At 59.2% G+C, this 26,153-nt stretch carries 22 protein-coding genes and 1 other RNA gene; 1 reads left to right on the top strand and 22 read right to left on the bottom strand.

Annotated features, from left to right (window positions below):
• Positions 1-7: 7 nt before the first annotated feature.
• The 3 genes from ftsA to FB593_RS14380 are packed head-to-tail and all read right to left on the bottom strand — an operon-like array spanning position 8 to position 3,182.
• A complete protein-coding gene (gene ftsA / locus FB593_RS14390; RefSeq protein WP_003513208.1) occupies positions 8-1,339 on the bottom strand; it encodes a cell division protein FtsA in 1,332 nt (443 codons plus the stop codon).
• A complete protein-coding gene (locus tag FB593_RS14385) occupies positions 1,336-2,268 on the bottom strand; it encodes a cell division protein FtsQ/DivIB (protein ID WP_003513210.1) in 933 nt (310 codons plus the stop codon). Before FB593_RS14385 ends, ftsA begins: the two co-directional genes overlap by 4 nt.
• A complete protein-coding gene (locus FB593_RS14380; protein ID WP_003513211.1) occupies positions 2,256-3,182 on the bottom strand; it encodes a D-alanine--D-alanine ligase in 927 nt (308 codons plus the stop codon). The genes FB593_RS14385 and FB593_RS14380 overlap by 13 nt, the downstream gene beginning before the upstream one ends.
• Before the next feature lie 542 nt (positions 3,183-3,724).
• Here FB593_RS14380 and FB593_RS14375 point away from each other — a divergent pair.
• A complete protein-coding gene (locus FB593_RS14375; protein ID WP_003513212.1) occupies positions 3,725-5,029 on the top strand; it encodes an MFS transporter in 1,305 nt (434 codons plus the stop codon).
• Positions 5,030-5,098: 69 nt separating this feature from the next.
• Here FB593_RS14375 and FB593_RS14370 read toward each other — a convergent pair whose 3' ends face one another.
• From FB593_RS14370 to FB593_RS14280, 19 genes are all read right to left on the bottom strand, one after another.
• A complete protein-coding gene (locus FB593_RS14370; RefSeq protein ID WP_245260779.1) occupies positions 5,099-5,941 on the bottom strand; it encodes a GGDEF domain-containing protein in 843 nt (280 codons plus the stop codon).
• Positions 5,942-6,141: 200 nt separating this feature from the next.
• Positions 6,142-7,107, bottom strand: coding sequence for a UDP-N-acetylmuramate dehydrogenase (gene murB, locus FB593_RS14365; RefSeq protein ID WP_003513214.1), 966 nt, complete (start codon positions 7,105-7,107; stop codon positions 6,142-6,144).
• Positions 7,104-8,519 (bottom strand): UDP-N-acetylmuramate--L-alanine ligase, encoded by a 1,416-nt coding sequence (gene murC / locus FB593_RS14360; RefSeq protein ID WP_145166702.1) that lies wholly within the window; start codon positions 8,517-8,519, stop codon positions 7,104-7,106. Before murC ends, murB begins: the two co-directional genes overlap by 4 nt.
• Positions 8,516-9,652, bottom strand: a complete 1,137-nt coding sequence (gene murG / locus FB593_RS14355) for an undecaprenyldiphospho-muramoylpentapeptide beta-N-acetylglucosaminyltransferase (protein WP_145166701.1) — start codon at positions 9,650-9,652, stop codon at positions 8,516-8,518. Before murG ends, murC begins: the two co-directional genes overlap by 4 nt.
• Positions 9,653-9,658: 6 nt before the next feature.
• Positions 9,659-10,813 (bottom strand): putative lipid II flippase FtsW, encoded by a 1,155-nt coding sequence (gene ftsW / locus FB593_RS14350; protein ID WP_003513223.1) that lies wholly within the window; start codon positions 10,811-10,813, stop codon positions 9,659-9,661.
• 4 nt (positions 10,814-10,817) lie between these two features.
• Complete coding sequence (gene murD, locus FB593_RS14345) at positions 10,818-12,227, bottom strand: UDP-N-acetylmuramoyl-L-alanine--D-glutamate ligase (RefSeq protein ID WP_145166700.1); 1,410 nt, start codon at positions 12,225-12,227, stop codon at positions 10,818-10,820.
• A gap of 3 nt (positions 12,228-12,230) precedes the next feature.
• Positions 12,231-13,331 (bottom strand): phospho-N-acetylmuramoyl-pentapeptide-transferase, encoded by a 1,101-nt coding sequence (gene mraY / locus FB593_RS14340; protein WP_003513226.1) that lies wholly within the window; start codon positions 13,329-13,331, stop codon positions 12,231-12,233.
• A gap of 23 nt (positions 13,332-13,354) precedes the next feature.
• Positions 13,355-14,788 carry a UDP-N-acetylmuramoylalanyl-D-glutamyl-2,6-diaminopimelate--D-alanyl-D-alanine ligase gene (locus FB593_RS14335; RefSeq protein WP_026330779.1) on the bottom strand — a complete coding sequence of 478 codons (1,434 nt, stop codon included), beginning with the start codon at positions 14,786-14,788 and terminating at the stop codon, positions 13,355-13,357.
• The gene (locus FB593_RS14330; protein ID WP_112290501.1) at positions 14,785-16,245 is read right to left on the bottom strand and encodes a UDP-N-acetylmuramoyl-L-alanyl-D-glutamate--2,6-diaminopimelate ligase; all 1,461 of its coding nucleotides are present in this window, start codon (positions 16,243-16,245) and stop codon (positions 14,785-14,787) included. Before FB593_RS14330 ends, FB593_RS14335 begins: the two co-directional genes overlap by 4 nt.
• 59 nt (positions 16,246-16,304) lie before the next feature.
• Positions 16,305-18,047, bottom strand: a complete 1,743-nt coding sequence (locus tag FB593_RS14325; protein WP_003513230.1) for a peptidoglycan D,D-transpeptidase FtsI family protein — start codon at positions 18,045-18,047, stop codon at positions 16,305-16,307.
• Positions 18,047-18,607 carry a hypothetical protein gene (locus tag FB593_RS14320; RefSeq protein WP_003513232.1) on the bottom strand — a complete coding sequence of 187 codons (561 nt, stop codon included), beginning with the start codon at positions 18,605-18,607 and terminating at the stop codon, positions 18,047-18,049. The genes FB593_RS14325 and FB593_RS14320 overlap by 1 nt, the downstream gene beginning before the upstream one ends.
• A gap of 1 nt (position 18,608) precedes the next feature.
• On the bottom strand, positions 18,609-19,634 hold the full coding sequence (gene rsmH / locus FB593_RS14315; RefSeq protein WP_013636514.1) for a 16S rRNA (cytosine(1402)-N(4))-methyltransferase RsmH: 1,026 nt from the start codon (positions 19,632-19,634) through the stop codon (positions 18,609-18,611).
• Between the two features lie 14 nt (positions 19,635-19,648).
• A complete protein-coding gene (mraZ, locus tag FB593_RS14310; protein WP_003513235.1) occupies positions 19,649-20,089 on the bottom strand; it encodes a division/cell wall cluster transcriptional repressor MraZ in 441 nt (146 codons plus the stop codon).
• 399 nt (positions 20,090-20,488) lie between these two features.
• An RNA gene (gene rnpB, locus FB593_RS14305) (RNase P RNA component class A) lies at positions 20,489-20,894 on the bottom strand.
• Positions 20,895-20,950: 56 nt separating this feature from the next.
• A complete protein-coding gene (locus FB593_RS14300; RefSeq protein WP_145166699.1) occupies positions 20,951-22,141 on the bottom strand; it encodes an NAD(P)/FAD-dependent oxidoreductase in 1,191 nt (396 codons plus the stop codon).
• A 66-nt stretch (positions 22,142-22,207) separates the two neighbouring features.
• Positions 22,208-23,395, bottom strand: a complete 1,188-nt coding sequence (locus tag FB593_RS14295) for an FAD-dependent oxidoreductase (protein ID WP_145166698.1) — start codon at positions 23,393-23,395, stop codon at positions 22,208-22,210.
• Positions 23,396-23,581: 186 nt separating this feature from the next.
• On the bottom strand, positions 23,582-24,121 hold the full coding sequence (locus tag FB593_RS14290) for a lytic transglycosylase domain-containing protein (protein ID WP_003513258.1): 540 nt from the start codon (positions 24,119-24,121) through the stop codon (positions 23,582-23,584).
• A 247-nt stretch (positions 24,122-24,368) separates the two neighbouring features.
• Positions 24,369-25,148: an N-acetylmuramoyl-L-alanine amidase gene (locus FB593_RS14285; RefSeq protein ID WP_065702347.1), complete on the bottom strand. Its 780-nt coding sequence runs from the start codon at positions 25,146-25,148 to the stop codon at positions 24,369-24,371.
• Positions 25,145-25,885: a J domain-containing protein gene (locus FB593_RS14280; RefSeq protein WP_013636520.1), complete on the bottom strand. Its 741-nt coding sequence runs from the start codon at positions 25,883-25,885 to the stop codon at positions 25,145-25,147. Before FB593_RS14280 ends, FB593_RS14285 begins: the two co-directional genes overlap by 4 nt.
• Positions 25,886-26,153 lie beyond the last annotated feature (268 nt).

Below are 26,153 nucleotides of genomic sequence, written 5' to 3'. Positions count from 1 at the left end.
AGGCTACTCAGAAACTCTCTTTCAGCCATTGCCCTACCCGGGCTATCCGGCCGCTACCCGTACCAAACGGCGAGAACATTCCGCCTTGCGCCGCATGAATTTCGATGTCCGCCACCTGCGGATAGATCATCAGTCCGCATGCGGTTGAAAATGCCGGTCCCTTTGCCGCAACCGGAAGACCCGCAACCCCCATGGGGCGGCCGATACGAACGTTGCGGGCAAGAATGCGCCGTGCCGTTTCCGGCAGCCCCGTCAGCTGGCTCGCGCCGCCCGTCAGGACAACACGTTTGCCGACGATGGGACTGAAGCCGGACTTCTGGATACGATCACGGATCAATTCCAGCGTCTCTTCGATACGCGCCCGCACGATGCGGGTAACAAGTGCCCTTGAAACTTGCGATGGTTGATCGCGATCATCTTCGCCAATCGGCGGGATCGAAATCATGTCGCGCTCATCCGCGCCATTCAGCAAAGCCGAACCATGCACCACCTTCAGTCTCTCCGCATCTTCGATTCGTGTCGAGAGGCCTCGTGCAAGATCTGTCGTAACGTGATGACCGCCAAGGCCGATCGCGTCGGTATGAATGAGACGGCCTTCGGCGAAAACCGAGATCGTCGTGGTGCCGCCGCCCATGTCGATGGCGGCACAGCCAAGCTCGACCTCGTCATCGACCAGTGCCGCAAGACCGCTGGCATAGGGCGTCGCCACCATGCCCTCGACCGAAAGATGCGCACGATTGACGCAAAGCTCGAGGTTCTTCAGCGCCGTGCGTTCGACAGTCACCACATGCATGTCGACACCGAGAAGATCGCCATACATCGACAGCGGATCACGAATGCCGCGCTCGCCATCCAGCGAATAGCCTGTTGGCAGCGAATGCAGGATCGCCCGGTCCTGACGCATGGACTGCTGGCTCGCCGCCACCAGAACCTTGCGCAGGTCGCTTGCTTCCACTTCCTGTCCGCCGAGATCGATGCTCGCGGTATAGATGTCGCTTGCCAGCCGGCCGGCGGAAACATTGACGATCAGGCTGTCGACGGTCAGGCCCGCCATGCGCTCGGCCGCATCCACCGAAAGACGGATCACGCCTTCGAGCGCGTCAAGATCGGCGATCACGCCGGATTTCACACCGCGCGAGCGCTGGTGACCAATGCCGATGATTTCCACCTTGTGGGTGCGACCCGGCAGGATTTCGCTTTCCTGGCGCGGCGTCAGCCGTCCGATCATGCAAACGACCTTGGTCGAGCCGATGTCGAGCACCGAGACGATGTGGCTGCGCTTGGAAGACAGCGGCTTCAGGCGAGGCAGACCGAAATGGGAAGAACCAAAAAAGCTCATGTGTTCTTCTCCGCTTTCTTGAGTGCCTTCGTGCGTGCATCTACCGCCGTCTGGCGGCGCTCTGCTGCACCTTCGGTCAACTGGATCGTGGTGCGGTCCGTCAGACGCAGATCGACGGCAGCGACATCACGCGACAGAACCTTTTCCTCGAGATCGAGCCGTGCCAGCAATTGCAGTGCCTGCGGCAGGTTCTCTTCCGGCAGCTTGACGACGATGCCGTTGTCGAGATGCAGATCCCAGCGGCGGCCGGCAATGCGAACATAGGCGCGAACGCGGTTGCGAATTTCCGGCCAATCGGCCAGTTGCGCTACGAAACCGGCAGCACCCGTTTCCGCGTCACGTCCGACGAAAAGCGGCAGGGCGGCAAATTTATTGTCACGCAGCGGCGCGATCACGCTGCCGCTTTTTTCGATCAGCGACAGTTCCGTGCCATGCTGCCAGATGCCGAAAGCTTCACGCTCCTTCAGGCGAACCTCAACCGTCTTCGGATAGACCTTGCGGATATCGACATCTTCGACCCAGGGAAGCTGGACGAGCTTGCGGCGGGCCGCATCGATATCAAGCGCAATCAGGGAGGTGCTGCCGTCTAGGCCGAGAAGCTGGAAGACTTCGATTTCCGATGTCTGCAAATTGCCGGATACCTTGACGTCCTCAACCGCAAAACCGGCGGCCGAGGTCGTGGTCTGGGTGACGATATTCGTATGTCCGCCAAGCGACATGCCGTAAAGCCCGATCACCGCGTAAAAGGCAACAGCCGAGATCGTGCCGGTATGGGCGGGAATGTGGATGCGTCCGGTCGCAAGGCTGACACCGAAACGCACGAAACGACGCAGCGGTCGCGGCAGCACCCTGCGATCGTCGGCATTTGCCGTCGCCACGAATTGCTCGCGCTTTTTTGCCGTCGACTTTTTGCCGGTCACCGCAAACACGAAGCGTCCTCCACCATCCAGCTGACAAGGTTACCAAAGGAGCGGCCAGCATGGGCCGCCATTTCCGGCACCAGGGAGGTCGGCGTCATGCCCGGCTGCGTATTCACTTCAAGCCAGATAACTTCGCCATCTTCTGAGAAGCGGTCGTCGTAACGAAAGTCTGAACGGCTTACGCCACGGCACCCGATCGCCCGATGCGCCATAACCGCCAGTGTTTGAATTTTTTGGTAAATTTTTGGTGAAATTTCTGCCGGAATGACATGCTTTGAGCCACCGGCTGCGTATTTAGCGTCGTAATCATAGAAATTGTGACCCAGCGGCACCACTTCCGTCACACCTAGCGCCTCGCCGTCGAGCACGCCGCAGGTCAGTTCGCGACCATGGATGTAACGCTCGACCATGACGTGATCGCCGTAACGCCATTCGGACGAGGTAAGGATTTGCGGCGGATGCGACTGGTCTTCCTTGACGATCACCACACCGAAGCTCGAGCCTTCGCGCACCGGCTTCACGACGTAGGGCGGCGCAAGCGGATGTTCGCTGGTGAATTCGAACCGGTTCATGACGCGTTCGTCAGCCACCGGAATGCCGGCAGCCGCAGCCACTTTCTTGGCCTGCGCCTTGTCCATGGCAAGTGCAGAAGCGAGCACGCCGGAATGGGTATAGGGAATGGCGAGATATTCGAGAATGCCCTGAATGGTGCCGTCTTCACCGAAGGGGCCATGCAGCGCATTGAAGGCGACATCCGGGCGCAGCTCGCCGAGTACGGCGGCGATATCGCGCCCCACATCGACCCGGGTGACCTTGTACCCCTCGCCCTCAAGGGCGAGCGCGCAAGCGTTCCCGGACGAGAGGCTGACCGGCCGCTCCGACGAAAACCCACCCAAAAGAACAGCTACGTGCTTGCCGCCCATCGATACCTCTGACACCAAATCTCCGCTACGATCCGCACCGGAACCAACCGAATTTGACGAACGGTGATTCTGGCACATGATCCTTGAGATCAGTTAAACGCCATTAAGGTTAATGAATCGTTTACTTTCGTTAACCGCCGCGCCCAACATGCCAGTTCCATTAAAGAATCAGCATCGATCCGAATTACCTCCTTGGAATCAGAGAGTTGGACGGATTGCAACATGCAGGTTTTCAATGATCGGAAATAGAACGAGGGTGCCGCACACTTCTATCCCTGATAAAGACAAGGCGAAAATGTTAACAGATGACGCTTTTCCCCAGCGAAAATTATCTGACGTTTCAGCGTTTTAAATCCGTCGCCTGAATCAGTCTCTCAATCTTGAGACTGCGTCCTCGCACACGCTGCGGTCCCTGTCGCACCAGCCGATCACATTGTGCGCATTATTTCTTTTTTAGCATTCCAAAAGAACAAAAATTGCGTTAACGCAGTCAATGCCTCCCAAGGCATGACATGCAATCATCCAAAAATGGGACCAAAACCATGACTGACGCGATATCTCCGGTATCGCCGACAGCTGGCAATTCGAACGTTGTAAAGACAAATTCGCCTGCACGAGTTCTCACTGCCAGCCTGGTCGGCACGACCATCGAGTTTTTCGATTTTTACGTTTACGCCACGGCCGCAGTGCTCGTGTTTCCGACATTGTTCTTCCCGAACAATGATCCGATGACGGCACTTCTGGCATCCTTCGCCACCTTCTCCATCGCCTTTTTCGCCCGCCCGCTCGGCGCCGTCGTTTTCGGCCATTATGGTGACCGCGTCGGCCGTAAAGCTACGCTTGTCGCCGCTCTGCTGACCATGGGCGTATCGACGGTCGTGATCGGCCTTCTGCCGTCCTATGAGACAGCCGGTGTTCTGGCACCTCTGTTGCTGGCGCTTTGCCGCTTCGGTCAGGGCTTCGGTCTTGGCGGAGAATGGGGTGGCGCGGTCCTGCTGGCCACGGAAAACGCTCCTCCCGGCAAGCGCAGCTGGTACGGGATGTTTCCGCAGCTCGGCGCGCCCGTTGGTCTGTTCCTCTCCTCCGGCGTCTTCTGGATCCTGCTGCACTTCATGTCGCAGGAAGCGCTTCTGAGCTGGGGCTGGCGCATTCCCTTCGTCGCTTCGATCATCCTGATCGCGGTTGGCATGTGGGTTCGTCTGTCGATCACCGAAACGCCAGCCTTCCAGAAGGCGATCGAAAAGGAAGAACGTGTTGCCGTGCCGGTCGTGGAACTGTTCCGCAACCACAAGCGCAGCCTCGCGCTCGGCACTTTCGTAGCGTTGGCTACCTTCGTGCTGTTCTATATCGGTACCGCCTATCTGCTGTCCTACAACGTCAAGGTTCTGAAAATCCCGTTCCTCGACGCACTCGAAGTGCAGATCATGGGCTCCATCGTTTTCGGCATCTTCATCCCGATCGCCGGCAAGCTCGCTGAGCGCTTCGGCCGTCGCGAAATCCTGATCCTGACGACGGTGCTGATCGGCCTGTTCTCGTTCCTGCTTCCTACCCTGATGACAGGCGGCGAAGGCTCGATCTTCATCTTCGCGGCCCTTGCGATGACGCTGATGGGCATGACCTACGGCCTGATTGGAACGGCGCTTGCCGCCCCCTTCCCGACAAGGGTGCGCTACACCGGCTCGTCCATCACCTTCAACATGGCCGGCATCTTCGGCGCATCGCTGGCACCCTACATCGCCACATGGCTGCAGGTGAATTACGGCATGGGATATGTCGGATATTACCTCTGCGTATCCGCCCTCATCACGCTCGCCTGCATTCTTCTGTCCCGCAAGGATGAAGTCTGAGCGACAGGCCACTAAAAGATCGGGGCCGCGAAATTACCTTTCGCGGCCTTTTTTCGTCTGTGATGATCCTCAGGCGATAATTTGACGGCCACCTTTCGCGCCCGACGAACAGATGCGATTACGCCCGCTACGTTTCGCCTCGTAGAGCGCCATATCCGCATTGTGCATGACCTTCTCGAAAATCTCCCTGTTCCCGCGCAAGGCCACACCTATCGAGATGGTGGTACTGATCTGCAAATCCTGAAAATGAACCGTTGTCGTCGCGATCTTCTCACGGACGCCTTCGCACTGTTCCAGGAACCGGTCCGGGGCAAGGGTGTGGACGACGACAAACTCTTCACCGCCCATCCGCGCCACATGAGCGGCTTCATCGAAACCTTCCCGAATTGTCTTGGCAACACTGGAGATAACCATGTCACCAGCCAAATGGCCGTAGCTGTCATTCACGGACTTAAAATGATCAATGTCGATAAATGCGACGCAATACGGCGTGCTCAGGTGAACGCAATTCGAATAAAGACCTAGCCGGTTGTGAAGACCTGTCAGAGCATCAGTCTGGCTGAGCTGCGCAAAACGCTCGTGTGACTGGATCAGTAACTGCATCTGCCTCGCATTGAGCCAGCAAATTAAGAAACCGACGGTGAAAGAGATTGTCGTACTAAGGACCAGGCCGATTGTGAGCCCATTGCTCAAGTCCGAGACCAGGTCCAACTGCGCCATCGTCAGGATCGCAACGACACAGATAACGGCGGCTATGGAAGCGATCAGGCAAGCCAATCGAAATGATGACTGTACCGGGTCAAGCCGACGCCATCCATCCGGTGTCGCCACGGTGAATGTCGTTATCGCGACGAGTTCGCTTAAAAAACGTGACAGCTGTCCGCTTACGCGATCGGCAATGAAAATGCTCATAAATATCACCCAAGCAGTAGAGTGGCGCAACGCTGCCTCTCCCGTAATCTAAATACTGCTTATAGATAAAAACTATTGATCGACCGTTACCCGTCGCCAAGGGTGATATGAAACAAAAACTCCTGGCCGCTTGGTGCTGCCAGGAGAGATATAAAACGGCTAACGCAGTTGCTAATGGCAATCGCGAGGCATCGCAATTTTCAGGCGCCGAGGAAGGGCTCCACTTCACGACCCGGCATGAATAGGCCAAGCCGTTTGATTTCCCACTCCAGCCGAATGCCCGACTTCTCGAACACGCGCTTGCGAATGGTCTCGCCCAGATATTCCAGATCGTAACCGGTCGCATGGCCGGTATTGATCATGAAATTGCAATGCAGCGATGACATCTGCGCACCGCCGATGACCAGACCGCGACCGCCCGCTTCGTCGATCAGCTCCCAGGCGGAATGACCTTCGGGGTTCTTGAAGGTTGATCCACCGGTCTGTTCACGGATCGGCTGCACGGTTTCGCGGTGGTGACGCACGGCGTCCATATCGGCGCGGATCTTCGCGCGGTCTTCCGGATAACCCTCAAACAGGGCGCCGGTGAAGATCAGACCAGCATCGGCGCCGGAGTGGCGATAGCTGTAATCCATATCCGCATTTGAGAGCACATGCTGGTTGCCCTGACGGTCCACCGCATAAACCTCCACGACACGCTCACGCGTTTCACCGCCGTTGGCGCCCGCATTCATGCGCAGAGCGCCGCCGATGGAGCCGGGAATACCGTAATAGAAATGGAAACCGCCAATGCCATTATCCATGGCCATCGCGGCAATATGCTTGTCCGGGCAGATCGCGCCTGCCTTGATGCGGTTTTCACCCGAAAGCTCCACCGAGCCGAAACCTTTGGCGGAAAGACGGACGACGACACCTGGAATGCCGCCATCGCGCACCAGAAGGTTCGAGCCGACACCGACCACGGTCAACGGCACGTCCTCCGGCAGGATTTTCAGGAATGTAACCAGATCGTCGGTATCGTGCGGCTGGAACATGACTTCCGCAAGACCGCCGGCTCTGAACCACGTCACGCGGTCCATGGGCGCATCCGGTGTCAGACGTCCCCGCAATTCCTTTACCCCGTCGCCGAGCCTCCCCAGCAATTTAACCCCATCGACCTGTCTCATTCAGACTTTCCTGATATGCTCTTCAATTCCGAAGGCAGCGCTGCCGCCCATTGCGTGATATTTCCGGCCCCCAAGAGAACCACGAAATCGCCCGGATTCGCAATGCCTGCAACCACTGACGCGAGATCTTCCCGTTTTTCGAGAAAACGGGCATCGCGATGGCCGGCAGCCTTGATTGCGGAGACCAGCGCTTCCGAGCTTGCGCCCTCGATCGGATCTTCGCCCGCTGCATAGACCGGAGCAAGAATAATCGTATCGGCATCGTTAAAACAATGCGCGAAATCATCGAACAGGCTGGAAAGGCGGCTGTAGCGGTGCGGCTGGTGCACGGCGATGATGCGGCCCTTGCAGGCTTCGCGCGCAGCCGCGAGCACAGCCTTGATCTCAACCGGATGGTGGCCGTAATCGTCGAAGACCTGCACGCCATTGGCTTCGCCCGTCAGCGTGAAACGACGCTTGACGCCGGCAAAGGAGGCGAGGCCCTTCTTGATGTCCGCTTCCGAAATACCGAGACGATTGGCGACGGCAATCGCGGCCGCTGCGTTCGAAACATTGTGGCGACCGGGCATCGGCAGGACGAGGTCCGTGAAGGAGAATATCTTGCCGGTGCGGCGCCGGCGAATTTCCACATCGAAGATAGACCGCGTGCCATCGATGCGCACATTCGAAAACCGCACGTCGGCCTGTGGGTTCTCACCATAGGTGATGACCTTACGGTCTTCGATACGCCCAACCAGAGCCTGCACCTCGGGATGGTCGAGACACATGACGCCAAAGCCGTAGAACGGAACATTCTCCACGAATTGCCGGAAAGCAGCGCGCACGGCGTCGAAATTGCCGTAGTGGTCAAGATGTTCCGGGTCGATATTGGTGATCACGGCCACATCGGCCGGAAGCTTCAGGAATGTGCCATCGGATTCATCGGCCTCCACCACCATCCACTCGCCCTCGCCCATGCGGGCGTTGGTGCCATAGGCGTTGATGATACCGCCGTTGATGACGGTCGGGTCGAGATTGCCGGCTTCCAGCAGGGTCGCGACCATCGAAGTTGTGGTGGTCTTGCCGTGCGTGCCACCGATGGCAATGGCGTTGCGGAAACGCATCAACTCGGCCAGCATTTCGGCACGGCGAACGATCGGCAGGTGTTTTTCCCGCGCGGCGATCAGCTCCGGATTGTTCTTCTTGATCGCGGTGGAAACGACCACGACCTCGGCATCACCGAGATTATCCGCCGTGTGGCCGACGAAGACCTCGATGCCCTTGTCGCGCAGGCGCTGCACATTGGCGCTGTCGGCCTGGTCGGAGCCCTGTACGCGATGACCGAGATTGTGAAGCACTTCGGCAATGCCGCTCATGCCGATCCCGCCTATGCCGATGAAATGGACAAGGCCTATGGCTTTCGGCATCTTCATGCCTCAACTCCTTCAATGTTCTTCTTGAATTCCTGTACGGACTTTCCGCTCGCAATCGCCTCGACCAGATCGGCCAGTACATCCGCCGCGTGCGGTTTTCCTGTCGCCTTGGCCGCCGCCGCCGTTGCGGACAACCGATCCGGCTCGGACAGCGCCGAGGACAGAAGGCCGGAGAGCTTCTGCGGCGACAGTTCCGACTGCCTGATAACGCTTGCACCGCCGGCTGCCGAAAGCGCTGCCGCATTGGCCGCCTGATCGTGATCCAGCGCATGCGGATAAGGCACGAGGATCGAGGGTCGGCCGATCACCGAAAGCTCCGATACCGTCGACGCACCCGAACGGCTGATGACCAGATCGGCCTCACCGATGCGGGAGGCCATGTCGCCGAAGAAAGGCGAGACATCCGCCTTCACGCCCAGCTTCTGATACGAGGAGATCACACTGTCCTTGTCTTCGGGGCGCGCCTGCTGGGTCACGACGATGCGCTTGCGCTGTTCGTCCTTCAACAGGCAGATCGCCGCCGGAACCGCGCTGGAAAAGAACTGCGCTCCCTGGCTGCCGCCAAAAACCACGAGCTGGAACGTCTCGCCGGTCTGCGAAGGCGTATAGGGTATCTCTGACGCCGCCAGCACCGCCGGGCGCACGGGATTGCCGGTCGCAACCGTCTTGTCGGAATATTGGCCGTTGGCGGGCGGCAGAAAACCACCGGCAATCGCCTTCACACGGGCCGCCAGCGCCTTGTTGGCTCGACCCATCACCGCATTCTGCTCGTGAATGATCGATGGCACACCAAGCCCGGTCGAGGCAAGCAGCGGCGGCACGGTGGGATAACCGCCAAAGCCGACGACCGCAACCGGCTTCAGCTTCGTGATCAGCCGGCGCGCTGAACGCAGCCCTATCCACAGCTTCCACAGCGAACGCGCCACGGAAATCGGGTTTTTCGAACCGATGGTGGCGGATGGAACGACGTGAATCTCTTCCGCCGGAAACTTGCCCGCATAACGCTCGGCGCGGCTGTCGGTGACCAGATGCACCTGATAGCCGCGCGCTTTCAGCGTGTGCGCCAAGGCCTCGGCTGGAAAGACATGGCCGCCGGTACCCCCGGCGGCGAGCAGAACAATACCCTTGCTCATGATCATTTACTCCGCAGGAACGCCGGAACCGACGCGGAAGAAGCTGCGCTCCTGCGCCCTCTTTTCCGGCCTGTGGCGTGTCAGCGCCAGAAGGAAGCCTGCCGTGACGCAGATCGCCATCATCGACGAACCACCATAGGAAATCAGTGGCAGCGTCATGCCCTTGGCGGGCATCAGCTCCAGATTAACGCCGATATTGATCATCGACTGCATGCCGATCTGCAGGACCAGACCGGCCACGGCAAAGCGGCAGAAATCGTCTTTTTCCCTGAAGGCGTGCGAGAGGCCGCGCAACACGATGAAGGCGAAGATCGCCACAAGGAACATGCAGAAAACAATGCCGAATTCTTCCGCCGCCACCGAGAAGATGAAGTCGGTATGGCTGTCGGGAATGATACGCTTGACGATGCCCTCACCCGGGCCGCGACCGAACCAGTCGCCACGAATGATCGCCTCGCGCGCCGTATCCACCTGGAAGGTATCACCCTCACCGGTCCAGAAACGGTCGATACGGCCGGCGACGTGCGGCAGGAGCAGATAGGCGGAGACGATGCCGAGAACGCCGAGGCCGCCGAGCACGATGATCCAGAACCACGGAACACCGGCCATGAAGAACATGCCGCCCCACACCACCGATGTCAGGATGGTCTGGCCAAAGTCGGGCTGGGCAATCAGAAGTGCCGCCACGATACCGAAGGTGATGATAGCAAAGAGGTTACCGGGAATTTCGGGGTGGCGCGCACGTTCGGCAAACAGCCAGGCGCAGACAATGACGAAGGCGGGTTTCATGAATTCCGATGGCTGGATCGAGAAGCTGCCGATGGAAATCCAGCGCCGTGCACCCTTGACCTCGATACCGAAGAACAGCGCGAAAATCATCATCAGCAGCGACGCGATCAGCATCATCACCGCCACGCGCCGGACCTGACGCGGCGACAGGAAGGAAAGACCGATCATGATCGCCAGCGAAGGCACCATGAACATCGCCTGACGTTCCACGAAGAAGAAGCTGTTGAGACCGATGCGTTCGGCAACCGCCGGCGATGCCGCAAATGACAGCATCAAGCCGATGCCCATCAGCGCGATGAACGCCGCCAGAAAGAAACGGTCGATGGTCCAGAACCATTCCGCGACCGGACCGCGATCAACTCGGCTTACCATGGCCTCAGCCCCCTTTTCCAGAGTGAACGAGCATCGTCACGCCATCGAGCGCCGCAACCTGCGCGACGAACGAATCACCTCTGATTTCAAAGTTCTTATATTGGTCGAAGCTTGCGCAAGCCGGGGATAACATCACAATACTGCCGGCCGTCGCATCTTTTTCCGCATCCGCCGCCGCATGCTGCACCGCCTTGTCCAGCGTGCCAGATATTTCATAAGGCACGGCTTCGCCGAGCGTCGCTGCAAATTCCGCCGCCGCCTCGCCGATCAGATAAGCCTTGGCGATGCGCGGAAACAGGGGCGCAAGGCTGGCAATGCCGCCGGCCTTTGGCAGACCGCCCGCGATCCAATAGATGCGCTCATAGCTCGACAAGGCCGGTGCTGCGGCATCGGCATTGGTTGCCTTGCTGTCATTGACGAAAGTGACATTGCCGCGCCGACCGACCGGCTGCATGCGATGTTTTAGGCCGGGGAAGGACTTGAGACCTGCGCGAACGTCCTCTTCGGAAACGCCGACGGCAAGGCATGCGGCAATTGCAGCCGCTGCATTCTGGGCATTGTGGCTGCCGCGAAGCGTCTGGATGCCGTCGAGATCGACCAGCAGCGAGGACTTGCCCCCATGCGCCCGCAGGATGCGGCTGCCTTCGGCATAAAGACCTTCGGAAACGACATTGCGCTTGGAAATGCGCTCCACCTTCACGCCGGCACGCTCGATGCGGTCGGCGATCAGCGTGGAATAGCTGTCATCAACGCCGACAATTGCCGTGCCACTGCCCGCCACAAGCCGTTCCTTGACATCGGCATAATGCTGCATGGTGCCGTGCCGGTCGAGATGGTCGGGCGTCAGATTGAGCAGAATGCCGGCCGTCGGATTGATCGTCGGCGCCAGATCGATCTGGTAGGACGAGCATTCAACGACATAGAAACGTTGCGCTTTCGGCGGATCGAGGCTCAGCACGGCAGTGCCGATATTGCCGCCGAGTTGTGTATCGCGGCCCGAAGCCTTGAGGATATGGGCAATCAGTGCGGTCGTCGTGGATTTGCCGTTCGTGCCGGTGATGGCGATGAAGGGGCAATCCGGCGCATGTGCCCGGCGCTCGCGAATGAAAAGCTCGATATCGCCGATAATCTCGACGCCCGCCGCCCGGGCAAGATCGACCGACCAGTGCGGCTTCGGATGCGTTAGCGGCACGCCGGGTGCGAGCACGAAAGACGAAAAGGAATGCCAGTCTATCGTTCGAAGATCAGCCGTCGTTATCCCTTCGGCCTCAGCCTTAGCGACGCTGTCGGGATTATCGTCGAAAGCAACGACATCCGCCCCGCCGGCAACCAGCGCCCGGGCCGTGACAAGGCCCGAACCGCCAAGCCCGAAAAGCGCGACCTTCTTACCTCTGAACGACGAGACCGGGATCATCGCTCACCTCAGCTTCAGCGTAGCAAGGCCGAGCAGCGCCAGACCGACGGAAATGATCCAGAAACGGATGACCACCTGGCTTTCCGTCCAGCCTTTTTTCTCGAAATGATGGTGGATGGGCGCCATCAGAAAAACGCGCCTGCCGGTGCGCTTGAACCAGAAAACCTGGATGATGACCGAGAGCGTTTCCATCACGAACAGGCCGCCGACGATGACCATGACGATCTCGTGCTTGGTGGCGACAGCGATGGAGCCGATGAGGCCGCCTAGCGCCAGCGAACCCGTGTCACCCATGAAGATGGCGGCGGGCGGCGCGTTGAACCACAGGAAGCCGAGGCCAGCCCCGACCACCGCGCCGACGATTACAGCGAGCTCACCCGTTCCGGGCACGAAGTTGATCTGCAGGTAATTGGCGAAAACCGCGTTACCGGCGAGATAGGCAATCACGCCGAAGGTGGCGGCTGCAATCATGACAGGTACGATGGCGAGACCATCGAGACCGTCGGTCAGGTTAACCGCATTGCCGGCGCCGACAATCACGAAAGCACCGAACAGCACGAAGAAATAGCCGAGATTGATCACGAGTTCCTTGAAGAACGGAAAGGCGATGGAGCTTCCGAGCGTGCCGCCATGCGGTGCGGAAGCAAGCGCCACCTTCATCATGAAGAACACGGCAATCGCGGCAATCAGGAATTCGATGCCGAGACGGGCTTTGCCGGAAAAGCCCTTGTCGCTCTGCTTCGTCACCTTGAGATAGTCGTCATAAAAGCCGATAGCCCCGAAGCCGAGCGTCACCATCAGAACGGCGACGACGTAGACGTTCGACAGGTCACCCCAGAGCAGCGAACCGCCGAGAATACCGGCAAGGATCATCAGCCCGCCCATGGTCGGCGTGCCAGCCTTCTTGAAATGCGTCTGCGGCCCGTCGGCGCGGATTGGCTGGCCCTTGCCCTGGCGCACGCGCAGCGAATTGATGATCGCCGGTCCGAAAAGGAAGACGATCAACGCAGAGGTGAACATCGCCGCACCCGCCCGGAAGGTGATGTACCGGAAGAGGTTGAAGACTTGAATTTTATCCGACAGTTCGACGAGCCAGATCAGCATAATTGCCCTTTCAAAAGGCTATTTCAGACTTGGCGTTCCGTCTCGGGGAATGCCGGATACTTGTCAAGCAGTGCCGCGACAATCTTGCCGAAACCCAGCCCAAGTGACGATTTTACCATCAGCGCATCGCCCGGTTGCACCCATTGCAGGGCAAAATCGGCAAGTTCAGCTGTCGTCGGGAACCAGATGACAGTTACACTGTCCGGAAGCGCATCGCGAAGGGCGGCCATCGCCTCCCCAGCCAGCCAGACATGTTCGATACCACCGGCTAGCAGCGGCCCCGCCAGTTCCTCGTGTAGCTGGGCTGAGAATTCACCCATCTCCAGCATGTCGCCGAGAACGGCAACGCGACGGCCATAACCCTGCGTTTCTGTTTCCGCAAGCACGGCAATCGCCGCCCGCATGGAGGCGGGGTTGGCGTTGTAGCTCTCATCGATCAGCAGGAAGGAACCGCTTTCAATCGTCAGTCGATGGCGCTGTCCGCGCCCCTTGACTGCCTCGAGCGTTCCGAGCACCTCGAAAGCGCGGTCGAGATTGGCGCCGGTGACGGCAACAGCGCCAAGCACCGCCATGGCGTTGTCGGCAATATGCCTGCCGGGAATGTTCAGGTGCAATTCGCTCGTTTCGCCGTTCAGGATCGCCCAGATGGTCGAGCCCGTGGACGTGCTTTCGAAATCGGCCAGCCGGAAATCGGCCTTGGCATGCTGCCCGAAGGTCAGGATATGCTCGATACCCTGGTCCTGCGCCGCTTCTTCAAGTTGCTCGAACTGGGCGTTGTCACGGTTGAGGATGACGAAGCCGCCCTCCTCCAACCCTTCGAATATCTCCGCCTTGGCGCTTGCGATCTCTTCTATGTTCTTGAAATTGCCCAAATGAGCTGGCGCAATGGTGGTAATGATCGCGACATGCGGACGTACCATCTTGACCAGCGGACGGATCTCGCCGGAGTGGTTCATACCGATTTCGAAAACGCCGAATTCGGTATCGGCGGGCATGCGCGCCAGCGTCAGCGGCACACCCCAGTGATTGTTGAAGGACGCCACCGCCGCATGAACCCGGCCCGAAGGCGCCAGTGCCTGCCGCAACATTTCCTTCGTCGTCGTCTTGCCGACAGAACCGGTCACCGCGATGATCCGCGCCGTGGTCCTTTCACGCGCCGCAATGGCGAGCTTGCCAAGCGCCGCGAGGACATCCTCCACGACGATCATGGGCACGGTCAGGCGGCCGAGGGCCGGCAGCTTACCTTCGGCGACGACCAGCAGGCCCGCACCATTGGCGACAGCAAAACTCGTATAGTCATGGCCGTCGACCCTATCGCCCTTGATGGCGAAAAATGCTTCACCAGCCTTCACAGTCCGGCTGTCGATGGAAATGCCGGTGATACCGGTCGGCAGGTTCCCGACGGGACGCCCTGCCGTGATGGCGATCATGTCGGCGACTGTCCATAACCAATTCAAATCTTCAATCCTTCCAGCGCGGTACGCACCTGTTCATGATCGGAAAACGGCAGCGTCACGGAACCGACGATCTGCCCCTCTTCATGCCCCTTGCCCGCGACGATCAGCGTATCGCCGTTCGAAAGCAGCGACACCGCATGACGGATCGCCTCTGCCCTGTCGCCAATTTCCAACGCACCCGGCGCAGCCGCCATGACTTCGGAACGGATCGTTGCAGCGTCTTCCGAGCGCGGATTGTCGTCGGTAACGATGACGATGTCGGAAAGACGTGTCGCCACTTCGCCCATGATCGGGCGCTTGCCCTTGTCACGGTCGCCGCCGCAGCCGAAGACGGTGATGATGCGGCCGGAGGTGAAGGGCCTGACCGAGGTCAGAACATTTTCAAGCGCATCCGGCTTGTGGGCATAATCCACATAGGCAAGCGCGCCGTTCTTCGTCTGGCCCACAAGTTCCAGGCGACCGGCAGCACCGATCAGCTTTTCAAGCGCCTTCATGGCCGTTGCGGCGGAAACGCCGGTGGACATGGCAAGACCGGCAGCGACGAGAGCATTGGCTACCTGAAAATCGCCGGCCAGCGGAATGTCGACTTCGTGGATCACGCCGTCATGGTGCACTTCGATCAGCTGCTTGTGACGGAAATGCTCTACACGCTTCAGCGTCAGATAATCGCCCTTCCGGCCAACGGTGCGCACATTGAGGCCTGCATCCGCGGCGGCGCGAATGGCCTTATCCGACCAAGGATCGTCGGCAAAAATGACGGCCGGCGCGCCTTTTTCCATCAGCGTGTCAAACAGCCGCATCTTCGCGGCCATGTAGTCCTCGATGGTCGGGTGATAATCCATGTGATCACGGCCGAGATTGGTGAAACCGGCCGCAGCGAGCTTCACGCCGTCAAGGCGACGCTGGTCGAGGCCGTGGCTCGAAGCTTCCATGGCTGCATGGGTCACGCCTTCGGCAGCAAGCTCGGCGAGAAGCGCATGCAGCGTCACCGGATCCGGTGTGGTAAGCGCGCCATAATCTTCGCGGCCGGGAGCGATGACACCCGTCGTGCCGATCTGGGCGGCGGCATGGCCAGCGAAAGCCCAGATTTGTCGCACGAAGGAGGCAACGGAGGTCTTTCCCGCGGTGCCGGTAACGGCGACCATGGTTTCCGGCTGTTTTCCATAAAAACGGGAAGCGGCGAGCGAAAGGTAGAGGCGCGGGTCAGTGACAGCAAGGACCGGCACATCGGCATCCACCGCATGCCCGGAAACGACGGCAACCGCACCCTTGGCGACCGCGTCCTTCACATAGGCCGCGCCATCCGCCTTGGTTCCCGCAACCGCCACGAACAGGCTGCCGGGCGCAGCCTTGCGGCTGTCTGCGGTAATTCCCCCGATTTCGATTGCCCCTACCTCAGACAGGAGCAATTCATTCAATTCCGGAAACGCCGTCCCGGATATATCTCGCAAATTCATCGACTGTGTCCGTCTTGTCCCCCCGGCGCGATTCGCCGGAACACCATAAGCTCTAACAATCAATAAGACACGAGCAAGGCCGAGCCATCCTTGCCGAACTTCGGCTTCACGCCCAGCACTGCCGCTGTGCGGCTGATGATATCGTGCACCATCGGCGCAGCCGAGGTGCCTGCAAGTGCCGCGCCATTGCCCTTGTCCGTCTTCGGTTCGTCGATGAAAGAGAGCACCACATATTGCGGGTCGTCCATCGGGAATGCCGAAAGGAAGGCATTGAAGTTCTTGTCATGCACATAACGGCCATTGACGACCTTGTCAGCCGTACCGGTCTTGCCGCCGACATTGAAACCGTCGACGCGCGCATTACGGCCAGAACCGTTGACACCGTTCCATTCGAACAGGAAGCGCATATCCTTGCTGGCGCCGGGCTTCAGCACCTGTTTTGCGACCTGATCCGCCTGTTCGCGCGTGCGTGGCAGGAATGTCGGCTCGATCAACTTCCCACCATTGACGAGCGCGGCACCGGCAACTGCTGTCTGCAACGGCGTTGTTGAAACGCCGTGGCCGAATGAAATGGTGATCGAGTTGATCTTCTTCCATTCGCGGGGCTGCGAAGGCAGCGCCACTTCAGGCAGCTCGGTCTGCATGCGCGTCAGAAGGCCAAGCCGCGTCAGGAATTCCTTGTGTCCTTCGGTACCCACGGTGTCGGCGATTTTTGCCGTACCGATGTTCGACGAATACTGGAAGATTTCCGGCACCGAGAGCATGCGGCCCTTGCCGTGGAAGTCCTTGATGGTGAAGCCACCGATGCGGATCGGATAACGCGCGTCGAACATATCGCCCAGGCGGACGCGACCCGAATCGAGACCCATGGCAATGGTGAAGGATTTAAAGGTGGAGCCCATTTCGAACGTGCCGTTCGACATGCGGTTGAGCCATCCTTCCTTGGCACCTTCTGCCGGGTTGTTCGGATCATAATCCGGCACAGAGGCCATAGCGAGCACTTCGCCGGTATGCACATCCAGAACCACAGCCCCCGCGCCGATCGCCTGGAACTTGGTAATGGCCGAGGTCACGACTTCACGCACGATGGACTGGACGCGTAGATCGATGGAAAGCTTCACCGGCTCCAGCGGCTGATCGCTGGTCATGCCGAGCGCCGTCAGATCGGCCAGTCCCTGGCTGTCGACGTAACGTTCCATTCCGGCAACACCGCGATTGTCGATATTGACGTGACCGACAACATGGGCAGCTGTTGGCCCGCCAGGGTAGAAGCGGCGTTTTTCCGGGCGGAAACCGACACCGGGAATGCCGAGCGCCAGGATCTGGCTCTGCTGCTTCGGCGTCAACTGACGGCGCAGCCACTGAAAGCGCGAATTGGAGGAAAGCTTCTGATAGGTGCCGCGCTGGTCGAGATCTGGCAATACAGTGCGCAGCTTCTCGATGGCTTCGTCGATATCGACGATGCGATGCGGCTCCGCAAACAGCGACACGGTGCGGATATCAGTCGCCAGAACCTCGCCGTTACGATCAAGAAGATCGGGACGCGACGCCATCAGCCGGTCGGCAGGGGCAATGCTCGAAACCGTTTCCTGCTCTGCAAGGCCATATTGCACCAGACGGCCGCCCACGACGCCGTAAAAGGCGATGAAGCCGAAAATGATGAGACCGACGCGGCTTTTCGCCTGGGCCGCCCTCTTCTTGCGAGCGCCCTCGAAAGCAGCATGGTCAGTATGAATGCCGGTGGTGCTGGCGGAAAAGTGAGCCTTGCTCTTCAGAACCATGACGCGGGAGAGAAAAGACATCAGCGGTCCACCGATCCAGTTATGGTTTCATCCATTTCGCCATCTTCATCGCCTGCGACAGCGGCGACGGCAGGAGCCGGAGCCGCCGTGGGACGGGAAACACGCGCCCGCGGTGTTGGAACAGGAGCGCCATTGGCGGCAATCTGGCCGGCGGGCGGTGATTTCTTCTTGGCAGCTCCGCCAAGCGTAGCGCCCGGCTTGGAGCCGTTGACGGCGGCGGCGATGACATCCGCAACGCTCATGCCTTCCGGCTCGGGCGGCTGCGGCAATTGCGAGCGCAGCATCGGCAATTCCCGCGGCTGCGCCAATTGTGTCGGCAGCGTCGGCGAAAGGCCAAGCTCGTCCTGATAGGCATTCACGAGACGATGAAGGCGGTTCGGCTGCGTCAGCAGTGCCCAGTCGGCCCGCAAAAGATCGATCGTGTCTTTTTCGAGCTTGATTTCGGTCTCAAGCTTGCGGACCTGTTCCAACTTGAGATCGGTCTTGTGCTTGATCGAATAGGTCACCACCGCCGCAGCGACCATGACCCCCATCAACACGACATCGAATGTGCGCAGCATATCAGCCTCCCATCTTTTCAAGGCTGGCGAGATCGGGAAGTTCGAAAATTGAAAAATCTGCCGCCCGGGCAGGTGCCGCCGTGCGCAGGCCGGCGCGCAGCTTGGCCGAACGGGCCCGCGGATTGATCTCCGCCTCCTCGTCGCTTGCAGCGACCATCGGCTTGCCGATATTTTCGAAAATGGCGGGCTTGTCCTCCACCATCGGCAGATGGCGGGAACCCGCCGCCTTTCCGGAACGTTCGGAGAAGAATTTCTTGACGATGCGGTCTTCGAGCGAATGGAACGTGACGACAACCAGCCGGCCGCCGGGCTTCAAAGCCCGCTCGGCAGCAAACAGGGCCTGCGCCAATTCTCCGAGTTCGTCATTGACGAAAACGCGCAGCGCCTGAAACACCCGTGTTGCGGGATGGATCTTGTCTTTAGCCTTGCGCGGCGTAACGATTTCAATGAGGCCCGCCAGATCACGCGTGGTGCGGAATGGCTCTTCCGCCCTCCTCTTCTCGATGGCGCGGGCGATGCGGCCCGGCTGCTTTTCCTCGCCGAGAAAACCGAAGATGCGGATGAGATCGCCGACCTTGGCGCGATTGACGACATCCGCCGCCGAAACGCCGGAGCTGGACATGCGCATGTCGAGAGGACCGTTCTTCTGGAAGGAAAAACCGCGCTCGGCCTCGTCTATCTGCATGGAGGAAACGCCGATATCGAGAACCACGCCGTCAAGACCGCCTTCCGGCGCGTGCCTTGCCAGATCGGAAAATTGCGATTGAATGAGGGTAAGCCTGCCGCCATTTGCAGCAACCATGGCCTGGCCGCCGGCGATCGCGTTCGGATCGCGGTCAAGCGCGATGACATTGGCACCTTGATCGAGAATTGCCTGGGTGTAGCCACCGGCGCCGAAAGTGCCGTCGAGGATGACCTTGCCGGATGCGGGTTCGAGCGCAGCGATCACTTCGCGAAGCAGGACCGGGATGTGACGCTGAGGTCCCTCACCGGCATCAGAAGATCGCCCGCCAGAATTCGCCGCCATTCCGTGTCCCCGTCCTATGCGGGGCGTGCAGCCGAAAAACCGCGCCCCGCTCTTGCTGCCGCCTGCGCCGCCAAAAACGCCTGCGGTTGCCAAAGCTGAAAATGATCCGCTCGTCCAACGAAGGTGACATCCGTGGATATGCCGGTAAATTCCCGGACGAAATCCGTCACCATCAACCGACCTTCCTGATCGAGCTTCATGAAAACGCCGCCGCCGTGTACCAGCAGCGACATTGCGTTCGCCTCCGGCGAGAAGGCATCCATGGACGCGATCTGCCGCTCGTAGCGCTCCAGCAAATCCGGACCGCCGACACTGATTGCCGGAAACGCGAAATCCTGAAGACAATAAAGCTCCTGAATCCCACGCTGTGCCAGCACCGAACGAAACGGAGACGGAACCGAAACGCGCCCCTTGGCGTCGATCCTGTTCGTTACGTTCGATAAAAAGCGGTCCATTACTCAACTCGCCAAAACCGCATTCCGCAAAGCGAATCATCCGCCCCACAGACAACACCGGTACGCACGACACATCGCCAAGCGTCAGGGCGACATGCCCTGCAGCAGCCCGTTGCAGGCTCCTCACTCGTTTCAGCGATTGCGGGTCAAAAACACGACCCAGTGTGGTGTGCATTTGGGATACCATGGGACACTATGGGCGTCAATGGGAGAAGCCGGCACGATACCGACTCCGCATCGGAAATTCATAAGCCGTTAAGTTTAACGAATGGTTTACTTCGCACCCCATGATGCTTTTTCACGGCACACGAAGGCACGGTAAAACCACCGTTTTTCTGTTTTAAAACAATGAAATGGATATTTCCTGCCGCGGCGCTCGCCTGCGGAATGGAAAAGAAATTCGCCAGTTGGCCTGTAAGCCGGGTTCTGTATGGCTCCGGTTTGACCCGGAACGTGGCAGCCATTCATCTGGGACGGCATTTGCATGCCGCCTCTCGCAACCCACCCGGATGACGGGCCCGGAAACCGGCTGTAGACGAAGGCTTTCGCCCGCGCCCCGTGTCATCCCTATTCGGTCTTGCTCCCGGTGGGGTTTACCTTGCCACCACTGTCACCAGCGGCGCGGTGGGCTCTTACCCCACCCTTTCACCCTTACCATGCCAGGCATGGCGGTTTGCTCTCTGTGGCACTTTCCCTGGGGTCGCCCCCGCCGGACGTTATCCGGCACCGTATTTCCGTGGAGCCCGGACTTTCCTCACCTTACCGTCTTTCGACATTGGTAAAGCGCGGCTGCCCAGCCAACTGGCATGGCGTCAATACCCATGTTCTTTGGCGAAAGCCACCGAAAAGCGTAACGGAAGATCAAAGAAATGCAGGCTTGAAATCCGTTGCATAGGCGTCGTTGTAAATTTTTCCATCCCGCAGCAACAGGGCGCCTAACCGCCCGATCTCGTCGGAACTCTTGGCCGCCGTACCGTTGCCGCCAGTCAGAACCGCAATGCGCGGTGACGTCGTAAAGCCGATGGCCGGATAACCGCCCGGCGTTTTGGACACCACGCAGGCGGCCGTGGAAATGCGCGACCGGTCGATGGATGGCACCAAGGTCCCGACGATGGCAGAGAGATGGTCGCGAACGCTTTCGCGCCCGCCGGAACGGAACCATGCGCGAATTTCGGGATCGCTATCGAGCTTCTTATCATCGGGATCGCCGCCGATTTTCAGATAGAACCTGCCATCGGGATAACGGACGGGCGGCAGGAGATAGACATGTTTCGTCGTGTCGCGCGGCTCGTAAATCAACGACGGCATGCCCGCATATTGTCCCAGCTCCGCCTCCTCTACCTCGAAGAAGGCGACGGTGCGCGCATAGACATTGAGAGCGACGGGCTGCGGCAACAAATCCTTCGTGATCGAGAAGCCACCCGCAGCGACCAGCACCCGGTCTGCTGTATAAACCGCACCCGAGGCCGTCTCGACGCGTGCACGGCCAGCCTCTTCCCGCGTCGAGACGACTATATCGTCGATGAGCGTAACGCCGGCTTTGTCTGCCAGAACGCTCTGCGCCTTCACCAGCGCGCGCGGATTGACGTAACCGGCATTGTCCTTTTCGAACACGCCCTCGCAGCCCGGCTCGAAGGAGAAATAGGGAAAGGCGCTTTTCAGACCTGCGTCGTCAAGCATTTCCGTGGAAACCCGCAGACGCGCCGCTGCCTCACAGACGTTGTCGACAAAGGGATTGTCGCCACCGCGTTCAGGCCCAACCATCAGACAGCCGACGGGAGCGTAAAATTCCACGCCGCTCCTTGCCGCGATGTCGGTGTAGCGCGCGATCGAGCGGTTGGCGAGTAGCGCCCAGTCCGCATCACCATCAATGGTGCGGGTAATGCGCGCCTCGTCATAATGGCTGGCGAAAACACCCGGATGTGACTTGATGTCGGCAGGTTCACCGGGCCCGATCAGGGCCACACCTTCGGTGTTTTCCGCCAGATGGCGGGCGGCGGCAGCACCCATCATGCCACGACCGACAACGATATATTTGAAATGTCCCGACATGCCGCCCTCTTCGCCTCAACCCGCTCTAGTACAGCTGCGATTTTGTAGCCGCTTCGCTGCTGAATGTCAGATAAAAACCGGCGACATTTCGGCGGCAAAATCACTCTCGGTCAGCTGGCCATCCAGAAGCAGCACTGCGCCTAGCCGCCCGATTTCGTCGGAAGACTTGGCGGAAACGAAATTGCCACCGGTCAGAACCGCGATATTGGAAGATTGCGTATAGCCGATATATGGATAACCGCTACGGGTAATGGATGCGACGCAGGAACCAGAGGTCACGGGGCAGCCCGCAAGTTCCGGCATGAGCGATAGTGCCCGTTTCGTCAGGAATTCCACTTCGCCCGGCGTGCCGTCGGAATGAAACCAGCCGACTGCTTCGGCCAGCGTTTCCAGCCTGCCCTTTTCGCTCTCACCGCCGATCTTCAGATAGACCTTGCCGTCGGGGTAACGCACAGGCGGCAGAATATAGACGATATCGTCCTCGGTCTCCGCCAGCACGATGGTCGAGGGCATAGAGCCGAAGAGGGCCTGCCTTGCTTCGTCGAGTTCGAAAAACACAATGGTGCGGCCCGTTGCCGCCATATCGACCGGGGAAGGCAGAAGATCAGCCATGTTGGTGAAACCGCCAGCGGCCACTATGACCTTTTCGGCCGTGTGTACGGCCCCTTCCCTGGTGGAAACTTCCACTCCTTGGGAGGTATCGCGAACATGCGCCGCCGTCTCGCGGATCAGTCGCGCGCCCTGCGCAGCAGCAATCGTGCATTGCGCCCTCACAAGCGCACGCGGATTGACGTGGCCGGCATTCTGCGCCTCGAAGTAACCGTCGTGATCCGACGGCAGGGAAAACATCGGGAACCGGGCAGCCAGCGCATCGCTTCCGATCGTTTCCACGCCAAGACCGAGACGGTCGGTCGAGACCAAGGCTCGCGAAACGTAGTCTCCGGCAAGCCCCTTGCCGTTTCCGGTAAACAGACAGCCCGCTTCGGTGAAGAAACGGATGCCGCTTTTTGCTTCGATCTCGGCATAGCGCCGGATGGAGCGTTGCGCCAGCTCCGCCCAGACGGGATCGCCATCGAAACCACGGGTGATGCGCGCCTCGTCATAGTGACTTGAAAACACACCGGTATGGGTCTTGCGATCGGCGGGTTCATCCGGCCCGATCAGCGCCACGCCATCCGTTTGCGCCGAAAGGTGCCTCGCTGCCGCCGCACCCATCATTCCGGCACCGACCACGATATATTTGAAATCCGGCATGTCATGCTCCGCATCAGGTTTGCTCCTGACTACAGCATGCACGCATAAACCGGAATCGATTTTCGTGACGTCCGAAACATGCCGCGCAAGAGCGTGCAGCGGTTTTGCAATAACGAGATGCGATAAAACGAGGACTTAAAGCTTATCGCCAATCTGAAACATCACGACACGCTTGAGCAAAGGACCTCAGCTGGCCAGAAGCGCCTGGACCTTGCCGCAATAACGCTTGGACACCGGGTTCATGCGGGTGGCGCCGTGGCCGGCATTGTAACGCAGGATCGTGCTGCAAACCTCACCGCCGCCAAGCTGGTGTGCGGTTGCCAGATATTGCATGCCCCAGCGAATATTGGTCTCGGGGTCGAAGAGGGCTTTGGTCGTGCCGCGAAAGCCCATCATGCGCGCCGTTGCCGGCTTGATCTGCATCAGCCCGACCTCGCCTGCGCTGCCGCGAGCCCTAGGGTTGAACTTGCTTTCGACAGAAACGACGGCATGGGCCAGATTGGTGGGGACGCCGTAACGCTTGGCATATTTGACGATCAGATCGGAATAGTCGTTCTTGAGCGACGAAGGCAGGCTCTTTTCGGGAACGGGATAACCGGGCGTACGGAAGAAGGTCCCCAGCGTCACGGTTTTGGTCTTGACGTCCTCGTCTTTGGCAAAAGCAATCCCCGCCTGCGAAACGAGCATAGCAACGCCCGCTGCGACAGCAACAAAAACTCTGTTCATCGGTTGAAATAGTCTCCAGATCGGATAACCGGAACAATGAAACGATAAAAACGTCCAGCGCGCGGAAAGTCGATTACGACCTTCTACCGTCCAGTCTCCTTGATTGATATTGACGGCAAGCTCCCCTGAAGAACAGCACCGCGTCCACTGCGGCTCTTAGACTTCCTCAATGCGGATTAACTGTGGCACAACAAAAAAATCGACTTGCGCGACCGGGAAACGGGGAAGGCTTTTCCAGAAACGGCGTTCAAACGGCCGAAAATTTCGGAAGGCTGGCAATCAGCCGATGCAGCGTGTCGATCGTGGAAAAATCCGCGATACCATCCACCAGCGCCGGGCGGAAATGCCGCTGAAAGGCGGCCACGGCACCTTCTGTTTTTTCGCAATATGCGCCTGTTATTTCAACGCCATATCCGTAAATGGATAGCATGGACTGGAGCGCTTCCACTGGCTGGCCGTGATCGCCGCGCTGAAAAAAACGTCCGCCGCGGATCGGCGCTGGCTCTACCCAATGACCGACACCGTGCCGCGACAGGATGTCCCATGGGAATTTTTCACCCGGATCAACCTTGCGGATCGGCGCCACATCGGAATGCGCAAGCACCCTTTCAGGGGAGATAGACCACCGCTGGCCGCAATCGCGACACAATTCGATGACGGCAGCCACCTGTTTTTCCGGAAATTCCGGCAGGCCGCCCGGATGGCCCTGATTGGCGATTTCAATCCCGATGGAGCGGGAATTGATGTCCGCCTCCCCCGCCCAGCTGCTTTTGCCCGCATGCCAGGCGCGGCGAGTTTCCGCAACAAGCTGCATGACACGCCCGTCTTCAAAAACGAAATAGTGGCTGGAGACCTGGCTTTCGGGATTGCAGAGCCACGAAAGGGCGCCATCGGCGGTCGTCATGCCGGTATAGTGCAGGAGGATGATATCCGGGCCTGCCACGCCCTGTCTTTCGCCATGGTTGGGAGAAGGCGCAATGGTTGCGCCCCCGAAATCCGGGTTGAAATCCGGCAGAAATTCACTCATGCGACGCGGCGTTCTTTCTCGATGGCCTCATAGGCGGCATTGAGAGCCGCCATACGCTCATTCGCGGCAGCGTGCAATTCCATCGGCACACCGCGCGCGATGAGCTTGTCCGGATGGTGCTCGGCAACCAGCGAACGGTAACGCTTGCGAATATCCAGAAAGTCGTCCGAGGGCGAAACGCCAAGCACGCGATAGGGATCGCGCCCATCCATATGGACGTGGCGTGCCATGATCGTTTCGAAATGATCTTCGGTAATATGGAAGATTTCCGCGATACGGCCGAGAAACGCCAGTTCCCGCTCGTGGATCAAGCCGTCTGCCTTGGCGATGTGGAACAGGCCATCGATGACGCTTTCCAGCATCTCGCAATTGTCATGGCCGGAGCCGCAAAGACCGGCAAGACGCTCGGCATAGGCCTCGTATCCCGCAACGTCCTGGCGTGCGAGATTATAAAGGCGGGCAACGTTTCTGGCCTCTTCTTCAGGAAAATCGAAAATCTGCCGGAAGGCGCGCACTTCGGCATCGTTCACGACACCATCGGCCTTTGCCATCTTTGCCGACAGCGCGATAATGGCCACGGAAAAAGAAACCTTGCGGCGGGTCTCCGGATCTCCCTCGAAAAGGGTGCGGATCGCCTCTACCACGCGACCGAGCGTGCTGCCTGCCGCGTCACCGATCGCGCCGAGCAGCCGTTCCCACAGGGATGAAATATGCAAACAGGCGAAATCGAACATCATGACGCCAAGCATGACGGCATATCGCCGTGAATGCAATATGCGCGGCGCCGCTGCGGCATTAACTTTTATTCATTTTTGCGACAGTTTTTCTTCAGGAGCAAGGGGGCGGCAAACGGGAGAGCAACGGTTTTCCACAGACGGCGAAGCCTGGTGCAAGGTTGGAGGCGATTGAAACGATTATATTCGGCTTCTTTGCCCAAGCTGCTGAAAAACCGCGAGAAATCGGCATTTTTCGTGATAAATTCACTTTACACCTACACGTGGCTGT

The sequence above is a fragment of the Rhizobium sp. SJZ105 genome (genome assembly GCF_007828365.1).
Taxonomy (GTDB): Bacteria; Pseudomonadota; Alphaproteobacteria; order Rhizobiales; family Rhizobiaceae; genus Agrobacterium; species Agrobacterium tumefaciens.
This window is presented reverse-complemented; position numbering and strand designations above follow the sequence as displayed.